Source organism: Enterovirga aerilata (assembly GCF_013044135.1).
GTDB classification, from domain to species: domain Bacteria; phylum Pseudomonadota; class Alphaproteobacteria; order Rhizobiales; family Beijerinckiaceae; genus Enterovirga; species Enterovirga aerilata.
Genome location: NZ_JABEPP010000004.1, coordinates 1 through 18,496, shown reverse-complemented (window position 1 = coordinate 18,496; position 18,496 = coordinate 1). Strand labels below are relative to the sequence as shown.

The following is an 18,496-nucleotide window of genomic DNA, read 5'->3' as shown; positions in this document are numbered from 1 at the left end:
CTGCGGGCCGAGGTTCAGGCCGCGTGCTGGCGCGGCCGCGACTGGCCGGAGAAGCCGAAGGTCACGCGCATGCCCCGGTGGCTCTCGTCCTGGCCCCATTCCGCATCGAGCTTGGTCGCCATCGCCTTGACGATCATGCGGCCGAGGCCCTTCGGCGAGCGCGGCTCGGCGGGCACGGCATCGCGCCCGACCCCGTCATCCTCGACGACGAGGAGGATGCGGCCCGACGGCTCGTTGTGCAGCTTGACCCGGATCGGCCCCTTCCCGTCCGGATAGGCATATTTCATCGCATTGAGGACGAGCTCGGTGACCACGACGCCCACCGCGACCGCCTTGTCGGGATCGACCTCGACGGGCTCGGCCTGCAGCGAGATGCGGTGCGCCTCGCCGTCCTCTGCCGAGCTGCGCAGGTCCTCCACGAGACCCTTCAGGTACTGGTCGAGCGCGACCGTCTGCACGTCGTCGGACGTGTAGAGCCGGCGATGCACCTGGGCGACCGCCATCACGCGCCGGTTCGCACCCGCGAGGGCCGATTTCACGTCCTCGTTCTGGCTGGCGGAGGCCTGGAGGTGCAGCAGCGCCGCGATGATCTGGAGCGAGTTGCCGACCCGGTGATTGACCTCCCGCATGAGGAGCGCGCGCTCGGCCGCGAGCGCCTCGAAGCGGTCGCGGGCCGCCCTCACCTCGGCCTCGGCCGCCTCCTTGGCGCGGCGGAGCCGGACCGCATGCATCGCCTGCTCGATAGCCGCCAGAAGGAGCGGGATGAACTCCTCGCCGATCGTCTTGACGACGTAGTCGGAGGCGCCGGCCTTGAGCGCCGCCACCGCGACGCTGCTCTCCTGCGTTCCGGTCACGTAGACGACGGGCGGCGGGTCGGTCAGCGCGCGGATGCGGGCGAGCGTCTCCAGCCCGTCCTGGCCGGGCATGTAATGGTCGAGCGCGACGACGTCGATGCCGCCCTCCTCGATGCGCCGCAGCCCGCTCTCGCCGTCATGCGCCGTCTCCACGGCGCAGCCGCGCCGCTCCAGGCCCTTCTGGACGAGACGTGCAAGGCCTGGATCGTCGTCGACATACAGAATGCGGAGCGGCCGGTCGGTCATGCCGCCTCGGGCACCTGGATGACGGAGAAGAACAGGCCGAGCTGCCGGATCGCGTTGGCGAAGCCTTCGTAATTCACGGGCTTGGTGATGTAGACGTTGCAGCCGAGATCGTAGCAGCGCTGGATCTCGCGCTGGTCGTCCGTCGTCGTCAGGATCACGACCGGCGCGCGCCTGAGATGTTCGTTCTCCTTGACGACCTTCAGGATGTCGACGCCCGTCATATCGGGCAGGTTCAGGTCGAGCAGGATGAGGAGCGGCCTGCCCGCGTTCTCGCGCCCGCTCCCGTCGGGGCCGAGCAGGTGGGCGAGCGCGCTCGTTCCGTCCGCGAACGGGACGATCTCGTTGGTCACGCCCGCCCGGCGGATGTTCTTCTCGATGAGCCGGGCATGGCCCTCGTCATCCTCGACCATGATGATGGTCACCGGCATCGTCATGCTGCCTTCCTTCGCGTCTCGGCCGACCACCGCTTAGGCAAGACGACCGAAAAAGTCGAACCTCGACCCGGCTCCGAGGTCAAGGTTATGTTGCCGCCGAGCCGCCGCACCAGGGCCCGGACATGGGCGAGCCCGATCCCCTCGCCCGGCTTGTCCTGCGTGCCCGCCCGGCGGAACAGCTCGAAGATCCGCTCCCGGTCCTTCGGGTCGATGCCGCGGCCGTTGTCGCGCACCTCGTAGATCACGTTCGGGCCCTGCACGCGGCCGCTCACCTCGACGACCCCCGGAACGCCGGGCCGCAGGTATTTGACCGCGTTCTCGATGAGGTTGGAGAAGATCTGCTCCAGCGCGAGCCGGTCGCTGGCGATCGGCGGCAGGCGCGAGGTGGTGATGGTGGCGTTCGCGGCCTCCGCCTGCGTGGTGGCGTTAGCTTTGATCGCCTCGATGAGGGCGGTCATATCGACGCGCTCCGGCCGGAATTCGCGGCGCCCCTCGCGCGAGAGCTTGAGGATCGCGTTGATCAGCCGGTCCATCTTGGCGATCGAGGTGCGGATGAAGCCGATCGCCTCGTCGAAATCCTCGCCGAGCTGCTTGTCCTGCTTCACCTCGGCCGCCGGCGCATCCGGTCCGCGCAGGGCCTCGAGCCGGCGGAAGGCGTCGTGCCGCAGAGCCTCGAGCTCGGACGTGAACCCCATGATGTTGACGAGGGGCGAGCGCAGGTCGTGGCTCACGATATAGGCGAAGCGCTGCGCCTCCTCGTTGGCCTCGCGCAGATCCGCCTCCCGCTCGCGCAGCGAGGCCGAGGCCCTGGCGAGCTCGGCGCCGACCTGGTTCGCTTCGGCGAGGGTCGTTTCGAGCGGCTGCACCGGCTCGCCGCGGCCGAGCGCGGCGGCCCGCTCGGCCAGCGCCCGGATCGGGGCCGTGATCCTCTGCCCGAACAGGACGCCGAGCACGACGGAGAGCGCCAGGATGGCGAGGCCGATCGCGGCGAAGAGCGACAGGGACCGCCAGAGCGGCTCGTTCAGCTCGGAATATCGGATGCCCACCGCCGCGCGGAAGCCTGTCAGCCCGGAGCGGGCATAGGCGCCGAAGACGGGCGTCCCGTCCGCCGTCGTGCCGGACCAGGTTCCCTGCTGGCCGGTGGTGAGCTCGCGCAGGTCCCGCGTGGCAAGCTTGCCGACGAATTCCTCCGGCCGGACGTTCCGGGCCATGATGATCCCGTTCCGGTCCACGATCGCGACGGTGTAGCCGGGCGGCGCGTCCACCTGGCCGATCACCCGCTGGAGCCGGTCGAGCCCGAGGCTGAAGTTCAGGACGTAGCGCGGCTGCCCGTCCCGCCGGACGGCCGTGGCGACCGCGAAGACCGGCTGCCCGGACACCTGGCCGGGAAAGACGTCCGTCACGAAGGCGCGCCCGGCCGCGATGGCCGCCTGATCGACCGGAAGCCCCGATTTCGGGAGCGGCGTGCCCCATGGCACCCGCACATTGACGAGCTGCTGCCCCGCCATGTCGGACAGGACAGGCATGATGCCCTGCCGGTCGGAGACCTCCCTGGCCTGCTCGTAGAAGGCCTGCAGGTTTCCGCTCTGCAGGTTCGCCGAGAGCGACAGCACGTCGAGCGAGGCGAGAAGGCCGGTGATGTCGCGGTCGACCGCGATCGCGACGCTGCGGGCGATCTGCCCCGCCTCGTCCTCCAGCCGCGCGCGCTCGCGGGCCGCGATCTGCCAAAGCAGGAAACCGACGAAGATGAGGATCGGGGCCGCCAGGACGGCGGTGAAGATGCCGAGATGCCCGCGCACGGACATGCCGCGCCGGAGCGGCGCCGGCTCTGTGCCCGGCTCGGCGAGGTCGAGGCCGTCGGGCAGGGGCGGCGCGAGCCGGGACATGGATGGGGAGGGCCGTCCTGGCAAGGCTACGGAACCGGCGGGCTCACGCGGGCTCAAGCCGGCCCCAGGCGGGGCGCCAGTTTCCGCCCTCGTCGATCACCACGACCTCCCGGCCGAGCTCGTTGGCGAGCTGGCAGCCGACCGCGAGCGCCTGGTGCGCCCCGAGCGAGCCGTCCCGGCCGAAGCTCAGCGGCGGCAGCCCGCCCGGCGCGGAAGATGCGGGTCCCTCGACCTCGCCCAGCATCACGCCGTCCGAGCCCTGGCGGATCGTGACCGTGACGGCGTCCGGATCGGGCGCCGCCACCCTGGCGAAGCGGTTCGCGGGAGCGGCCATCCGGCGCGTCAGCCGGCCGGGGCGAGCTCCGTCTCCGCAACCGCCCTTTCCTGCCCGTTCGGGCTCTTGATGCGGTAATGGTAGTCGCCGTTCGGGGTCGCCGGGAGCTGGCGGACCACCTCGTAGACGCCCTCGCCGGAGCGGTCGAGGAAGCGGGTCTTCACGCGAACGCGCTGGCCAACGTTGAAGCGATGTTCCGCCATGTCGGTACTCCCTGCTGCGACAGGCCGAATGCGTCACCCGACGCGGCGTCTGGAGGGCCATCTCGGACGAGCGAGCTGTTCAGGTCGAGAAGGCGCGGTGGCGCGATGGCGGGTCGGCGCGGGATCGGCCGAGGTCTCCCGCCTTATATTGCCGAGCTCGGGGAAAGGGCAAGCTTCACGCTGCCCTCCGTCCACCTATGACGGCCGAGAGCGCGGCGAGCAGCCATCCCGCCATCATCAGGATGCCTCCCGCGGGCGCCGCCATCGGCAGCAGCGCGGCCCCGCGCAGGGCGCGCGCGGCGAGATCGCCCGAGAAGAGCGCGAGCCCGAGCACGAGGATTGCGCCTGCCGCGAGCGCGGCCGCGCGGTGGAGCAGGCCCGTCGCGGCCCCGGCCGCGACCCCGATCAGGGCCGGCGCATGGACGAGGAGGAAGCGCGCCGAGATCTCCAGCGTGCCGCCCCCGGTCACATGCGAGGCGGCCGCCGAGAGGGCGACGCCGAGGCAGCCCGCCAGCGCGCCCAGGCCGACGAGAGCGCGCTCCGGCCCGCCCCTCACGGGGCCTCTCCCCGCTCGGCCAGGAGCCGGGCGATCGAGGCGCGCAGTTCCGGGATGCCGAGGCCCGTCCGGCTCGAGGTCGGCTGCACGGCCGGGAAGGCGGCGGGCCGGCGCCGGATCGCCTCCTCGGTCTCGCCGACGCGCCGCTCCAGCGCCCCGCCCTTCAGCTCGTCCGCCTTGGTGAGGACGATCTGGTAGGAGACCGCGGCCGTATCGAGCCCGTCGAGGACGCCGGCATCGTTCGCCTTGAGGCCGTGCCGGGCATCGATCAGGACATAGACCCGGGCGAGATTGGCGCGGCCGCGCAGATAGGCATGGATCAGCCTGGTCCAGGCCTCGACCTTCTCCTTGCCGGCCGCCGCGAAGCCGTAGCCGGGCATGTCGACGAGCCGCAGCCGGCCGCCGATGTCGAAGAAGTTCAGCTCCTGCGTCCGGCCGGGCGTGTGCGAGGTGCGGGCCAGCGTCCGGCGCCCGGTGAGCGCGTTGACGAGGCTCGACTTGCCGACATTGGAGCGGCCGGCGAAGGCGATCTCGACCCCCTCCATCGGGGGAAGGTTGTCGATGCGCGATGCCGCCCAGACGAAGTCGGCCGCGCCGGCGAAGAGCTTTCGGCCGGCCTCGGCGAAGTCGTCGGTATCGGTGGGCTCGGTCACGCCTGCGTCTTGGCCGGGCTGCCCGGCCACCTGGATTGGAGAGGGGGAGGCTGCTCACATCGGGGTCGCCGGGACAAGCCCGGCGACGACAGCGATCCGGCTACCCCTTGGCTGTCGCCGGCTTCTTCGCGAAGGTCGCGCGAAGGTTGTCCCACAGCTCGATCTTCACGCCGTTGCGCCGCATGATGATGCCCTGCTGCAGCACGGAGAGCGCGTTGTTCCAGGCCCAGTAGATCACCAGCCCCGCCGGGAAGCTCGCCAGCATGAAGGTGAAGATCACCGGCATCCAGGAGAACATGGCCTTCTGGACCGGGTCCGGCGGCTCCGGATTCATCTTCATCTGCAGGAACATCGTGATGCCCATGATGATGGGCCACACGCCGATATGCAGGAACTGCGGCACCTCGTAGGGCAGGAGACCGAACAGGTTGAAGATCGAGGTCGGGTCGGGCGCCGCGAGGTCCTTGATCCAGCCGAAGAACGGCGCGTGCCGCATCTCGATGGTGACGAAGAGCACCTTGTAGAGCGCGAAGAAGACCGGGATCTGGATCAGGATCGGCCAGCAGCCGGCGACCGGATTGATCTTCTCGCGCTTGTAGAGCGCCATCATCTCCTGCTGCTGCTTGACGCGATCGTCCTTGTAGCGCTCGCGGATCGCCATCATCTCGGGCTGCACCGCCTTCATCTTCGCCATGGAGACGTAGCTCCGGTTGGCCAAGGGCACGAAGAACAGCTTCAGGATGAGGGTGACGAGCAGGATCGACACGCCGAAATTGCCGAACATCCGGAAGAAGAAGTCCAGCGCTTTGAACATCGGCTTGGTGATGAAGTAGAACCAGCCCCAGTCGATCAGGAGGTCGAACCTCTTAATGCCGAGCGAGGCCTCGTAGGCGTCGACCTGCGCGACCTCCTTGGCCCCCGCGAAGAGGTGCTGGGTGAGCTGGGCCGTGGCGCCGGGCGTGACCGTCCTCGCGTCGGAGAGCGCGTTCGCCTGGTAGATGAAGCCGCTCCCCTCCTGGCGGGATGTGAAGCTGCCCTGGTAGGGCTGGCTCTGCTCCGGGATGACGGCGGCGGCCCAGTACTTGTCCGTAATGCCGAGGAAGCCGCCGGTCGCGGCGTTCCAGATCTTGCCGCGGGTCGTCTGACCCGGGATGACGGCCTCCTTGTCGAGCGCCGCGTAGCCCCATTCCTGGAGCCCGCTGTCGCCGACGACGCCGATCAGGCCCTCGTGCAGGACGTAGTAGCCCTGGGTCGGCGGCTTTCCGTGCCGGGAGACGAGCGAGTAGGGATAGAGCGTCACGGCTGCGGCGCCGCGGTTCTCGACCGTGTCCTGGACCGAGAACATGAACTTCTCGTCCACCGAGATCACCCGGCGGAAGACCAGTCCCGCGCCGTTGTCCCAGGTCAGCGTGACCGGCCGGGCCGGCGTGAGCGTCTGCGCATCGGCCGTCCAGACCGTGTCCTGGTTCGGCGCGCCGGGGCCGACCCAGCCGAACTCGGCGTAGTAGGGGGTCGGGCTGCCCGAAGGCGAGAGGAGCACGATGCGCGGCGAGTTCGGGTCGACCGTCTCGCGGTAGTTCTTGAGGGATACGTCGTCGATGCGCCCGCCCTTCAGGGCGATGGAGCCGGCGAGCGAGGGCGTGTCGATGCCGATGCGCGGCGAGCGGGCGAGCGCCGCCTCCCGGGTCTCGACCACGGGCGTGCCCGGCACGGACGGGACCGTCGAGGGCGCCGGGGCCGAGGGCTGGCCCTCGCGCGGCGACGGGCTCGGGACCTGCGGGTTCTGGCCCGGCGCGGTCTGGCTGGTGGCAGCCTGCTTCTGCCGCTCCACCATCGGCACGCCGTAGAAATAGTTCCAGCCGATCAGGACGGCGACCGACAGGGCGATGGCGAGCAGCAGGTTCTTGTTGTCTTCACGCATGGTGTCAGGTCCGCTCGGGGGCGGCCTCTCGAGCGGGCCTGGCACCGTGGCCGCGGCCACGGCCCGGCGCCCCGGGTCGCGTGACGGCCGCCAGGCCGCGCGACAGGTCCTCGATCAGGGTGGCGTAGGGAGCGGACAGCGCGTCGCGACGTCCGATCACGACGATGTCGGCGGGCTCGGCCGCGAAGGCTAGGCCGGCCTCGGCCACCGCGCTGCGCAGCCGCCGCCGGATGCGATTGCGCTCGGTCGCATGCCCGACGCGCTTGGTGACCGTGAACCCGACTCTCAGGCCGGCCGCACCGTCCCGTTCCGGGCGGCGCAGCCCCTGCAGGCTCATCCGCTCGGTGTGGAAGCGGCGGCCCGTGGCCGCCGCCAGGAATTCGGGTCGCTTGGTCAGGCGTCCCAGCGCCGCCTCAGGCCGGGCGCGCATGGGGGCGGCCCGCGATCTCAGGCCGAGAGGCGCTTGCGGCCGCGCGCCCGGCGCGCTGCGATGACCTTGCGGCCCCCCACCGTCGCCATGCGGGCCCGGAACCCGTGCCGCCGCTTGCGGACGAGCTTCGAGGGTTGATAGGTCCTCTTCACGTGTCATCTCCGGTCGCGTGTCCGGGTGGGCTCCCGACCGCTATGTGGTGTTGCGACTGTGTCCGAAAAGACGGGCGGGGCGCCGCAAGGGCACCCTCTGCTCGCGCGGGCTTATGCGGAGGAACGGCCGCGATGTCAATGTGAAGGGGCCTCAGCGCCCCGTCAGCCTCCCATGCACCTCGTCCATGTGGCGCGCGAGCCTGAGGTCCTTTTCCGTCACGCGACCGGCATCATGCGTCGTGAGCTCGACCGAGACGCGGCGATAGGTGTTCGTCCAGTCCGGATGATGGTTCGCCGCCTCGCAGAAGAAGGCCACCTCGACCATGAAGGCGATGGCCTGCGGGAAGCTCGCGAACGTGAAGATCTTCGCGATCCGCCTTTCGTCGCCGGACCAGCCGGGCGGCAGCACGGAGGATGACCCGCTCTCCACGGTCGTCGCGATCCCGCCTGCGAGAGTGGTGCCGCAAGAGGGATTCGAACCCCCGACCCTCTCATTACGAATGAGATGCTCTACCAGCTGAGCTATTGCGGCGCGCCGCCCCTTCTAGTCGCACGGGCTGCCCTTGCGCAAGGTCGGCGATCAACCCTGCGATCAACCCTGCCGCGCGGCGACCTCGCGGGCGAGGCGCTGCGCCGCATCCGGCGCGGCTGCGACCACCACGACGGCCGTCGCTGCCCCGCCCGCCATCCGGGTCAGGACGGCCGCATAAGCCGGGCGGGAGCCGTCCTGCCGGGCCATGTGGAGCGTGAAGCCGCGCCATCCGGCCTCGCGCAGGGGCTCCGCCGCGGCCGTGATCTTCGGCCGCGGGGCCGAGCCGAGACTGCGCGGGCGCGGCCTGCCTTCCAGCAGCGCACGGACGAGCCGCTGCGGCTCGGCCGCCGCGGCCGCGAGGCGTTCGGCGGCCGTTCCGCGCGCCCGGAACAGGCCGACGGCCGCGGGAGGCGAGCAGGACGACGCGAAACAGGCCGCGATCGCGACAGGCTCGATGCCGCCCTCCGTCACCCAGGCATCGACCGGCAGGCGGAGCCAGGGCTGGCCCGCATCGAGGCCCGGAACGTCCGGCGGGAAGGCGACCGAGGAGGCGAGACCCACCTCCAGGCATGCCGCGAGCGCCAGCGAGGAGGCGGCAGCCGCCGCCACCGCCAGGAGCGGACGGCCCTTCACGACGAGGCTTCCATCCGGTCAGGCGCCCGCTGGAGGGCGGGTGGCATCGTAGACGGGAACGCGGGCGGCGAAATCCTCGAGCCAGGCCACCAGCGCCGGATAGCTCCTCCGCCATTCTCCCGCGAAGCGCAGGTCGAGATAGCCCAGGACGCAGGCCTGCGCGACATGTCCGATATGCACCGTCTCGGCAGGGCGGGACAGCGCCGCCTCGCAATGGTCGAGGGCGCGCGAGATCTTGCCGGCCTGCATGTCCGTCCAGCTCCGCACGTGGTGCTCCGGGGGACGGTAGCGGCCTTCGTAGACGAGCAGCAGGGCGGCATCGAGGATCCCGTCGGCGAGGGCCTGGTGGCGCAGCACCCGGAAGCGCTCCTCCCCCGGCGGGACGAGCCGGCCGCCGCCGAGATGGTCGAGATAGTCGACGATGACGCGGGAATCGAAGAGGGTCTCGCCGTTCTCCAGGGTGAGCGTCGGGATCTTTCCCAGCGGATTGACGTCGGTGAGGCCGCTTTTCGGGTCGCCGGTCTGGGTCGGCAGGAGCGTGATCCGGTCCGTGAGGCCTACGAGCTCGGCCGCGATCCTCACCTTGCGGGCATAGGGCGAGGCAGGCGAGAAGCGCAGGGTCAGCATCGGTCAGGATCCTCCCGGGACATGCGGCCCGCGCGTCTCGCGCGGAGGCTCGCGCTCCAGCCTCTCGCACCGAAACGCGCCGTAGTCACGCCGCGCGAGCCGTTCCGCCAAGGCCGGGAGCAGAAGGCCCGCCTCGCCGGCGAGCGTCCAGGGCGGGTTCGCGACGAGGAGGCCGCTCCCGGCCAGCCGCAGCCCGTCCGGGCGATCGACCAGGAGCTCGAGCCTGAGCAGGTCGCGCGCCTGCGCCCCGGATGCGGCGGCCACGAAGGACTCGATCTCGGCCATGTCCTTGATCGGGTACCAGACGGCGAAGATGCCCGTCGGCCAGCGCCGCATGGCGTCGCGCAGGCGCGACGCAGCCCGGGCGAGTTCGCCGGGCTCCTCGAAGGGCGGATCGATCAGCACGAGGCCGCGCCGCTCCTTCGGCGGGATCAGGCCGCGCAGCGCGATCCAGCCGTCCATCAGCATCACCTTGATGTTGTGGACGGCGTTGAAGCGCTCGGCGAGGACCGCCCCGTCCTCCGGATGCTTTTCCACGAAGACGGCGCGGTCGGCGGGGCGAAGCAGCTCGCGCACGATCGCCGGGGAGCCGGGATAGACCGTCTCGCCGTAGCGCGCCCGTGTCGCCCCGATCACCTCCCGGTAGGGCGCCAGGAGCGGCTCGACCTCCGGCCCGAACGGCTCCTCCATCCGGCCGATGCCGGCGCGCCATTCGAGGGTGCGCTCGGCCTGCGGGCCTGCCAGGTCGTAGCGGCCGATCCCGGCATGCGTGTCGACGACCCGGAACGGCGTCTCCTTCCCGCGCAGATGCACGAGGATGCGGGCGAGCAGCGCGTGCTTCATCACGTCCGCGAAGTTGCCGGCGTGGAAGGCGTGGCGGTAGTTCATGGCGAGGGAAGCTGGATCGCGGCCGAGGCCGGCAGCCTCATATCGCGGCTCAGGCGAAGTCGCGCCAGAAGGGCTTCGCGTCGGAGAAGGCCCGGTGCGCCGCGACGGCACGCTCGAGCAGCTCCGCCTCCCGCCCGGCCTCGTCGTCCGGGGACGGGGCGCCGCCCTCCTCCGCGCGCGCCTCCGCATCGGCGTGGAGCGTCCTGGCGGTCTCCAGGTCGTTCAGGTCGCCCAGGGCCTCCTGCAGCTCCTCCAGCGCCGAGAGGAACCGCTTCAGCCCCTTCCTCCCCGCCTTGTGCTCGACGAGCCCCGAGAAGAATTCCGCCGCATAGCGGAGCTTCTTCGCCTCGATGCGGACCTCGTGGCGCATCTCCGGATCGAGCTCGGCGAGATCGCGGCCGCGCCGGCGCACGCGGCGCCGCCGCTTGTCGAGGATCGCGGCCGCGGAGACCTCGATCGGCCGCTTCAACCGGGCCCGGGCGTCCGGATCGGCCGGCCTGCGCCAGGCGCCGTCCTCCACCCAGGCGAGAAGGTCGAGCATCAGGCGCCGGAACCTCTTGGAGGCCAGAACCTTGGCGATCCGGTCATAGGCCTCCTCGCGCTCGGCCCTGAGCCTGGCGATCCAGGCCGGGTCGGCGGGCCGCCCCTCCGCGGCATCCGTCCCGGTGCGGGCGAGATAGACGTCGAGGTTGCGGGCATGGCCGAGATGGCCCGAGAGCGTGCGCAGCCGCTTCCTGATCTCGTCCGATTCGGGATCGCCGAGCAGCTCCTTGAAGAGCGACAGCGCCGAGCGGAGCCGCCGCATGGCCACGCGGGCCTGGTGCAGCGCCTCGGGCAGGCGGGCCTCGACCACTCCCGACTCGTTGAGGCGGAAATGGCGCAGGCAGGCCCGCACGATCGCGGCGAAAGCCGCCGCGGTCGGGGTTCCGCGCTTCAGCTTCACGGCCTCGGCCTTGTGGAAGCCTTGCGCCTCGCCCTCGGCGAGCCGGTACCCCTGCTCGGATTTCGTGAGCACCCCGAGCCGGAGCGCGCCCGCCTCGTCGAGCCGGCGGGCCAGCGCGAAGAGATCGGCGGCGCTGCCGCGCTTCAGCTCCAGCTCGAGCTCGGCGACCTGCCGGCTCGCGCCCTCCGCCGCGATCGTCCCCTCGTCGAGCGCGACCTCGATCGTCGAGCCCTCGCTCTCGACGAGCCAGATCGTGCGCTCGACCTCGGCGGCGAAGACCGGGCGAAGGCCGCCCGCGCCCTTTTCGGCCAGCGCCTCCTGCACGGGCGTGCGGGCGGCGGCGGCGAGATCCGGCCTGGGACCGGCGACCTCGCTCTCCCATTCGGAACGCTCGAAGAGGCCGATCCCGGGCCCGTCCGCGATCCCCTTCACGGTCTGGAGATGGCGCCCGCCGACGGAGCGCACGCGCAGGCTCAGGCCCTTCTCGCGCAGGCGCCGGTCCGCCGTGTCGAAATAGACGCTGGCGAGGCGCTCGCGGGCGCTCGCCTCCCCCAGCTGCTTGAGGCCGCGGGATTTCAGGCGCGCGAGCCCGCGCGGCCCGACCTCCAGCTTCAGCTCCAACTCACGCGGGTCCGACATGGTGCTCGCCTAGCCGGCGGACCGTAGCACGAGGCGCGGCGGCAGGGATACGGGCCGGGAGAGCGGCGCGACATGCGCCAGGAACTCGCGCGCGCTCCGCTCCCAGGACCGCGCGAGCGCGAAGGCGCGGCAGCGCTCGCGCGGGATGGCGAGCGCGGCGAGCGCCGCCTCGCGCAGGTCCGGGCCGAGCGCCGCGACGGGCGCGCCGCCGACCACGTCCTTCGGGCCGGACACCGGGAAGGCCGCGACCGGCAGGCCCGAGGCCAGCGCCTCCAGGAGCACGATGCCGTAGGTGTCCGTCAGGCTGGGGAACACGAAGACGTCGGCGGAGGCGTAGATCGCGGCGAGCTCGGCTCCCGTCCGTATGCCCAGGAAGACGGCGTCCGGGAAGGCGGCCTCGAGCCCCGCCCGCTGCGGCCCGTCGCCGACGACCACCTTCGTGCCCGGCAGGTCCAGCCGCAGGAAGGCCGCGAGGTTCTTCTCCACCGCCAGCCGGCCGACCGAGAGGAAGATCGGGCGCGGAAGATCCAGGGCCGGCGGCCGCGGCCGGAACAGCTCCGTGTCGACGCCGCGCGTCCAGAGCTTCAGCCGCCGGAAGCCGCGCCCGGCGAGTTCCGTCCGCAGGCTCTCCGTCGAGACCATGGTGGCCGCTCCCGCATTGTGGAAGCGGCGCAGCCAGGCATGGCTCCAGGAGAGCGGGATGGGAGCGCGCGCCCGGAGGTATTCCGGAAAGCGCGTATGGTAGCTGGTCGTGAAGGCGAGGCCTTCGCGCAGGCAGAACCGTCGCGCCGCGAGCCCGACCGGCCCTTCGGTCGCGACGTGGATCGCGTCGAAGCGGCCCGCCGCCACGATGCGCGCGACCTGCCCCGGGCGCACCAGGGCCAGGCGGATCTCGGGATAGCTCGGGAGCGGGACCGCCGGGAAGCGGTCGGGCGCGAGGAAGACGGTCTCCACGCCGATGCGGGCGAGCGCCGCCGCGGTCTGCTCCAGCGAGCGCACGACGCCGTTCACCTGCGGCGGTGCGGCATCCGTCGCGACCAGGAGACGCATCGGCACGCTTCAGGCGGCGGCTGCCGTGGCGACCTCCGGGCGCAGCTCCGGGGCCGCGCGGCGGGGCGTGAGCGCCGTCCAGCGGATCAGCTCGAACTCGCCGTCATAGGTCTCGGCGAGCGCGGTGCAGCTCTCCACCCAGTCGCCGCAATTCATGTAGCGGATGCCGAGCCGGTCGTGGATCACCGCATGGTGGATATGGCCGCAGATGATGCCGTCCACGCCGTGCCGCTTCGCCTCGTTCACGAGCGCGGCCTCGTAATCGCCGATGAAGCTGACGGCGTTCTTCACCTTCAGCTTCGCCCATTGCGACAGCGACCAGTAGGTCAGGCCGAGATGGCGGCGGACGAGGTTGATCCAGCTCGAGACACAGAGCGCCGTCTCGTAGGCCCAGTCGCCGAGGAGCGCGAGCCACTTCGCGTGCCGGACCACGACGTCGAAATCGTCCCCGTGCACCACGAGATAGCGCCGTCCGTCGGCCGCGACGTGGACGGCGTGGGACACGACCTCGACCCCGCCGAAATGGGTGCCGAGATAGTCCTTCAGGAACTCGTCGTGATTGCCCGGGATGTAGACGAGCCGGACATGCTTCCTGACCTTGCGCAGGAGCTTCTGGACGACGTCGTTGTGCTCCTGCGGCCAATACCAGCCCTGCTTGAGGCGCCAGGCGTCGACGATGTCGCCCACGAGGTAGATGGTGTCGCTCTCGACCTCGCGGAGGAAGTCGAGCAGCAGGCCGCTCTGGCAGCCCCGGGTCCCGAGATGGACGTCCGAGATGAAGACGGTCCGATACCGCCGGTTCTGAACCTGCACGTCGCGCCCTGTGATTCGGGGTCGGTACGCCCGAGGCTGTGACAGCCTCCGATTGCGCCGATGTGACAGCCGCCCGGCAGGACGGCTTCCCTTGGCGGAAGGGGCGGGCGCTGCTATCTGCGCTCGATCCGATTTCCGCGATCCAGTGAGCCCCGGCGTGGCCGGCGCGCGATCCTGGCCATCGCCAGAGCGCCTCATGACCAGCCATCCGATCGACAACATCCGCAACTTCTCGATCGTGGCGCATATCGACCACGGCAAGTCGACGCTCGCGGACCGCCTCATCCAGCAGACCGGCGCCCTCTCCGCCCGCGAGATGACCGAGCAGGTCCTCGACAACATGGAGATCGAGAAGGAGCGCGGGATCACCATCAAGGCGCAGACCGTCCGGCTCGAATACAGGGCGAAGGACGGGCGGGACTACATCCTCAACCTGATGGACACGCCCGGCCATGTCGATTTCGCCTACGAGGTCTCGCGCTCGCTGGCGGCCTGCGAGGGATCCCTGCTCGTCGTCGACGCCTCCCAGGGCGTCGAGGCGCAGACGCTCGCCAACGTGTACCAGGCTCTCGACGCGAACCACGAGATCGTCCCCGTCCTCAACAAGATCGACCTGCCGGCGGCCGAGCCCGACCGGGTGAAGGAGCAGATCGAGGAGGTGATCGGGCTCGACGCCTCGGACGCCGTGATGATCTCGGCCAAGACCGGGTTCGGCATCGACGAGGTGCTGGAGGCGATCGTGACCCGCCTGCCGCCGCCCAAGGGCGACGAGACGGCGCCCCTCAAGGCGCTGCTCGTCGATTCCTGGTACGACGCCTATCTCGGCGTGGTCGTGCTCGTCCGCATCGTCGACGGCAGGCTCCGCAAGGGCATGACCATCAAGATGATGGGCACCGGCGCCGTCTACGGGGTCGACAAGATCGGCGTCTTCCGCCCGAAGATGCAGGACGTGGCCGAGCTCGGGCCGGGCGAGGTCGGCTTCCTGACCGCCTCCATCAAGGAGGTGGCCGACACCGCCGTCGGCGACACGATCACCGAGGACAAGAAGCCGGCCAAGGAGCCCCTGCCGGGCTTCAAGCCGGTGCAGCCGGTCGTGTTCTGTGGCCTGTTCCCGGTCGACGCGGCCGAGTTCGAGAATCTGCGCGCCGCGATGGGCAAGCTGCGCCTGAACGACGCGAGCTTCTCCTACGAGATGGAGACGAGCGCGGCGCTCGGCTTCGGCTTCCGCTGCGGCTTTCTCGGGCTTCTCCACCTCGAGATCATCCAGGAGCGGCTCGAGCGCGAGTTCAACCTCGACCTGATCTCGACCGCACCCTCCGTCGTCTATCATCTGAAGATGCGGGACGGCTCGGTGAAGGAGCTGCACAACCCGGCCGACATGCCGGACGTGATGAAGATCGAGGCGATCGAGGAGCCCTGGATCCGCGCCACCATCCTCACGCCGGACGAGTATCTCGGCGGCGTCCTGAAGCTCTGCCAGGACCGGCGCGGCGTGCAGATCGACCTGAACTATGTCGGCAAGCGCGCCATGGTGGTCTACGACCTGCCGCTGAACGAGGTCGTGTTCGACTTCTACGACCGGCTGAAATCGATCTCGAAGGGCTACGCCTCCTTCGACTACCACATCACGGATTATCGCGAGGGCGACCTCGTGAAGATGTCGATCCTGGTCAATGCCGAGCCGGTCGACGCGCTCTCGATGCTCGTCCACCGCGACCGCGCCGAGAGCCGCGGGCGGGCGATGTGCGAGAAGCTGAAGGACCTCATCCCGCCGCACCTCTTCCAGATCCCGGTCCAGGCGGCGATCGGCGGCAAGATCATCGCCCGCGAGACGATCCGGGCGCTGCGCAAGGACGTGACCGCGAAGTGCTACGGCGGCGACGCCACGCGCAAGCGCAAGCTCCTCGACAAGCAGAAGGAGGGCAAAAAGCGCATGCGCCAATTCGGCCGCGTCGAGATCCCGCAGGAGGCGTTCATCGCGGCGCTGAAGATGGATTCGTGAGCGGCTCTTGTCATGGTCGGGCTTGGCCCGACCATCCAGCCTTCGGTTCGCCGAGCAGGCTCGTGAAAGGCCTCATGCTGCCGCGACACGCGGCAGCGCGGATGGTGGAGCGCGGTCTCCCGCGTTCGCGGATCCAGCTCGCCGCGCGCGAGCCCCATTGGGTCGAGCCAGAACGTGCCCGGCTCGCGGCCGCGGGCTATGCCGCCTGCGCGACCGGGGCGCGGCCCTCGTAGATCCTCTCCAGCTCCGGCCAGCGCGCCAGCAGCGCCTCCACGCAGGCCGGGTCGAAATGCGCCCCCGCCTCCTGCCGCAGGAGATCGCGGACGCGCTCGAAGCTCCAAGGCTTCTTGTACGGGCGCTCCGACAGGAGGGCGTCGCAGACATCCGCCACCGCCGTGATGCGGCCGGAAACCGGGATCGCCTCCCCGGCGAGCCTGTTCGGATAGCCGGCTCCGTCCCACCGCTCGTGATGCGAGATCGCGATCTCGGCGGCGAGCTGCACGAGCTCCGAACTGCTGCTCTTCAGGATCTCGTAGCCGCACCGGGCGTGCCCTTCCATGATGCGGCGCTCCTCCGGGGTGAGCGGCCCGGGCTTGTGCAGGATCGAGTCCGGGATGGCGATCTTGCCCACGTCGTGCATCGGCGAGGCGCGGCACAGGTCGTCCACGAAGGCCGCCGGCAGCCCGAGCTCGGTGGCGATGATCCGGCTGATCTCCGACACGCGCAGCACGTGCTGGCCGGTCTGGTCGTCGCGCAACTCGCCCGCCAGGCTGAGGCGTTCGACGATCTCCTTTTCGCGCGCCAGGAGCCGGTCGACCGCCTCCCGGATCTCGGCCATCATCCCGTTGAAGCGCGCCGCCAGGACCCCCGTCTCGTCGTCGCTCGCGACCTCGACGGGTACCGAATAGTCGCGCGTGCGCCCCACCCTGCGCATCGCCTCCGTGAGCTGGCCGAGCGGCACCGTGATCGAGCGCTGGAGGCGCACCGAGAAGAGGAGGCCGATCGCGAGCGCGGCAGCCGCGCTCAGGCCGGCATAGAGCATCGTCCGCCAGAACTGCCCGGCGAGCCCGCGCGTCTCGCCCACCAGCTCGATCTCGCCGACGGCCACGCCGCCGTCGATCACGGGCACGGTCAGGGTCATGGTCCGCGACCCGAGCAGCGCAAGGGGCGAGGCGTCCTCCGCGGCCGCAAGGACGAGGTCCGCGTTCAGGCGTTCGCCCGAGCCGATCTGGGCGAGCGGGTGGCCGTCCCTCCCGCGCACCTCCACATAGATGAGCCCCGGGACGCGCGCGACGGCGCGGATCGCCTGAAGGACGGCGACCCGGTCGGAGCCGGCCACGGCCCTGGAACTGGCCGAGGCGAAGACCTGCGCGGTCGCGAGCATCACGTCGCGCTTCGACCGGAGGAACCTCTGCGCCTCGCCCCAGCAGGAGAGCGCCGTTCCGACGATCAGGGCGACCCCGACCGAAAGGAGGACGAGCCGGTTGAGCTTGCCGCCGATCGTCCGGCTCGGCCTCCCGTCCTGGGCGGTTTCCACCACGGCCTGCACCCGTCCCCAACTCACCAGCCGAGGCGCGTTGCGGCGCGCCTGAACCGCCTCGGCGTCTCTCGCTCCCCGAGCATGATGGCTAAGGCTTAACTCTTTGGGCTTGGCGCGAAACTAACCCGCCGCAATCACCGGCTCCGTCGAAATCTTCGGCAGTTGCCGAACGGTCGGTTAACGCGATCCCCTGAACCGAGCCGCGCGCGAGGCGGGGGCCTGCCTCGTGCAAGGCTTCCCACCATCATTCCTGGCCGGAGAGGAGGGAAGCACTGCGCAGGCAAGCGCGCAGAGACGCCCCTCCGTCATGGTCGGGCTCGACCCGACCATCCAGTCTGCGCGCTCGCCCTGCCTTGCGAGGAGAAGGCGACGCGGCAATCCAGTCTTTGGTTCAGCAGGGGCCGGATTGCTTCGCTGCGCCCGCGATGACGAACCGGCGGGACCGTGAGGCTCACTGTCATTCCCGGCCGGAGGCGGCAGAGCCGCCGGAGGGGAAGGGAATCCAGGGGCGTTGTCCGTGTGGGAGGTGTGCTGGATCCCCTTCCCGCCTGCTGCGCAGGCGCCGGGGATGACGCCGAGGGCTTCCCGGCCTTGCGGTCCGCTGGGGCGCCGAGGCTCCAGCCTCTCCACTGTCATTCCCGGCCGGAGCGGCGGAGCCGCCGGAGGGGACGGGAATCCACGGGCTTTTCTGTCAGGTGGGTTTCTGGATCCCCTTCCCGGGCGCTGCGCGCCCGCCGGGGATGACACCGGACCGCCTCCACTGTCATTCCCGGCCGGAGCGGCGCGTCAGCGCTGCGGAGGGGAAGGGAATCCAGAGGCGTCGCGCTTTGGCTAGGGTGTCTGGATCCCCTTCCCGCCTGCTGCGCAGGCGCCGGGGATGACGCCGAGGGCTTCCCGGCCCTGCGGGCCGCCGGGGATGACAGGCGGCTTGACATTGTTAGGAATATAGTCTAGATCGGCTTCGTCCTCTTCGCCGAGGGGCGCTCTCGCGAGGCGTCAACAGAGCGGAAGAGCTTGACTGGGCCGGAATGGGCGAGAGCCCGAGCCGGCTGACGCGGCGCCTGCGGGCGGGTTTCGCGAACCCGCACTCGGGGAGCCGGACCAGCGCCGCCCTCCGGGTAATACGGCCCGGGCGCCAGTGCAGCATGGCTAGTGTTCTC

19 protein-coding genes and 1 tRNA gene are annotated in these 18,496 nt (G+C 70.6%); 1 reads left to right on the top strand and 19 read right to left on the bottom strand.

Going from position 1 to position 18,496, the window contains the following annotated elements; all coding sequences use genetic code 11:
• Positions 1 to 14: 14 nt before the first annotated feature.
• The 18 genes from HJG44_RS14050 to HJG44_RS13965 all read right to left on the bottom strand — a co-directional run bounded on the left by HJG44_RS14050 (position 15) and on the right by HJG44_RS13965 (position 13,794).
• Complete coding sequence (locus HJG44_RS14050; protein ID WP_171219027.1) at positions 15 to 1,100, bottom strand: sensor histidine kinase; 1,086 nt, start codon at positions 1,098 to 1,100, stop codon at positions 15 to 17.
• Positions 1,097 to 1,534, bottom strand: coding sequence for a response regulator (locus HJG44_RS14045; RefSeq protein WP_171219026.1), 438 nt, complete (start codon positions 1,532 to 1,534; stop codon positions 1,097 to 1,099). The genes HJG44_RS14050 and HJG44_RS14045 overlap by 4 nt, the downstream gene beginning before the upstream one ends.
• The gene (locus HJG44_RS23740) at positions 1,531 to 3,420 is read right to left on the bottom strand and encodes a sensor histidine kinase (RefSeq protein WP_246736257.1); all 1,890 of its coding nucleotides are present in this window, start codon (positions 3,418 to 3,420) and stop codon (positions 1,531 to 1,533) included. Before HJG44_RS23740 ends, HJG44_RS14045 begins: the two co-directional genes overlap by 4 nt.
• A 43-nt stretch (positions 3,421 to 3,463) precedes the next feature.
• Positions 3,464 to 3,754 carry a hypothetical protein gene (locus HJG44_RS14035; RefSeq protein WP_171219025.1) on the bottom strand — a complete coding sequence of 97 codons (291 nt, stop codon included), beginning with the start codon at positions 3,752 to 3,754 and terminating at the stop codon, positions 3,464 to 3,466.
• A gap of 8 nt (positions 3,755 to 3,762) precedes the next feature.
• Complete coding sequence (locus HJG44_RS14030; RefSeq protein WP_171219024.1) at positions 3,763 to 3,957, bottom strand: hypothetical protein; 195 nt, start codon at positions 3,955 to 3,957, stop codon at positions 3,763 to 3,765.
• 175 nt (positions 3,958 to 4,132) lie between these two features.
• The gene (locus HJG44_RS14025; RefSeq protein ID WP_171219023.1) at positions 4,133 to 4,513 is read right to left on the bottom strand and encodes a DUF423 domain-containing protein; all 381 of its coding nucleotides are present in this window, start codon (positions 4,511 to 4,513) and stop codon (positions 4,133 to 4,135) included.
• Positions 4,510 to 5,166 (bottom strand): ribosome biogenesis GTP-binding protein YihA/YsxC, encoded by a 657-nt coding sequence (yihA, locus tag HJG44_RS14020; RefSeq protein WP_171219022.1) that lies wholly within the window; start codon positions 5,164 to 5,166, stop codon positions 4,510 to 4,512. Before yihA ends, HJG44_RS14025 begins: the two co-directional genes overlap by 4 nt.
• A 100-nt stretch (positions 5,167 to 5,266) precedes the next feature.
• Positions 5,267 to 7,087 (bottom strand): membrane protein insertase YidC, encoded by a 1,821-nt coding sequence (gene yidC, locus HJG44_RS14015; RefSeq protein ID WP_171219021.1) that lies wholly within the window; start codon positions 7,085 to 7,087, stop codon positions 5,267 to 5,269.
• A gap of 4 nt (positions 7,088 to 7,091) precedes the next feature.
• Positions 7,092 to 7,517 carry a ribonuclease P protein component gene (rnpA, locus tag HJG44_RS14010; protein ID WP_171219020.1) on the bottom strand — a complete coding sequence of 142 codons (426 nt, stop codon included), beginning with the start codon at positions 7,515 to 7,517 and terminating at the stop codon, positions 7,092 to 7,094.
• A gap of 17 nt (positions 7,518 to 7,534) precedes the next feature.
• On the bottom strand, positions 7,535 to 7,669 hold the full coding sequence (rpmH, locus tag HJG44_RS14005; RefSeq protein ID WP_010300405.1) for a 50S ribosomal protein L34: 135 nt from the start codon (positions 7,667 to 7,669) through the stop codon (positions 7,535 to 7,537).
• Positions 7,670 to 7,820: 151 nt separating this feature from the next.
• On the bottom strand, positions 7,821 to 8,099 hold the full coding sequence (locus HJG44_RS14000; protein WP_171219019.1) for a 4a-hydroxytetrahydrobiopterin dehydratase: 279 nt from the start codon (positions 8,097 to 8,099) through the stop codon (positions 7,821 to 7,823).
• Between the two features lie 26 nt (positions 8,100 to 8,125).
• Positions 8,126 to 8,201 (bottom strand) — tRNA-Thr (locus tag HJG44_RS13995).
• Positions 8,202 to 8,261: 60 nt separating this feature from the next.
• Positions 8,262 to 8,834 (bottom strand): hypothetical protein, encoded by a 573-nt coding sequence (locus HJG44_RS13990; protein ID WP_171219018.1) that lies wholly within the window; start codon positions 8,832 to 8,834, stop codon positions 8,262 to 8,264.
• Positions 8,835 to 8,852: 18 nt separating this feature from the next.
• Positions 8,853 to 9,461: a glutathione S-transferase family protein gene (locus HJG44_RS13985; RefSeq protein WP_171219017.1), complete on the bottom strand. Its 609-nt coding sequence runs from the start codon at positions 9,459 to 9,461 to the stop codon at positions 8,853 to 8,855.
• Positions 9,462 to 9,464: 3 nt separating this feature from the next.
• Positions 9,465 to 10,349, bottom strand: a complete 885-nt coding sequence (locus HJG44_RS13980; protein ID WP_171219016.1) for a 23S rRNA (adenine(2030)-N(6))-methyltransferase RlmJ — start codon at positions 10,347 to 10,349, stop codon at positions 9,465 to 9,467.
• A gap of 49 nt (positions 10,350 to 10,398) precedes the next feature.
• On the bottom strand, positions 10,399 to 11,931 hold the full coding sequence (locus HJG44_RS13975; RefSeq protein ID WP_171219015.1) for a CYTH and CHAD domain-containing protein: 1,533 nt from the start codon (positions 11,929 to 11,931) through the stop codon (positions 10,399 to 10,401).
• A 9-nt stretch (positions 11,932 to 11,940) separates the two neighbouring features.
• On the bottom strand, positions 11,941 to 12,981 hold the full coding sequence (locus tag HJG44_RS13970) for a glycosyltransferase family 4 protein (protein WP_171219014.1): 1,041 nt from the start codon (positions 12,979 to 12,981) through the stop codon (positions 11,941 to 11,943).
• Positions 12,982 to 12,990: 9 nt separating this feature from the next.
• Positions 12,991 to 13,794 (bottom strand): metallophosphoesterase, encoded by an 804-nt coding sequence (locus tag HJG44_RS13965; protein ID WP_171219013.1) that lies wholly within the window; start codon positions 13,792 to 13,794, stop codon positions 12,991 to 12,993.
• A 196-nt stretch (positions 13,795 to 13,990) separates the two neighbouring features.
• Here HJG44_RS13965 and lepA point away from each other — a divergent pair, with 196 nt between their 5' ends.
• Positions 13,991 to 15,796, top strand: a complete 1,806-nt coding sequence (lepA, locus tag HJG44_RS13960) for a translation elongation factor 4 (protein WP_171219012.1) — start codon at positions 13,991 to 13,993, stop codon at positions 15,794 to 15,796.
• Positions 15,797 to 15,992: 196 nt separating this feature from the next.
• Here the strand turns inward: lepA and HJG44_RS24235 are convergent, their stop codons facing one another.
• Positions 15,993 to 17,360 carry an HD domain-containing phosphohydrolase gene (locus tag HJG44_RS24235; protein WP_171219011.1) on the bottom strand — a complete coding sequence of 456 codons (1,368 nt, stop codon included), beginning with the start codon at positions 17,358 to 17,360 and terminating at the stop codon, positions 15,993 to 15,995.
• Between the last annotated feature and the right edge of the window lie 1,136 nt (positions 17,361 to 18,496).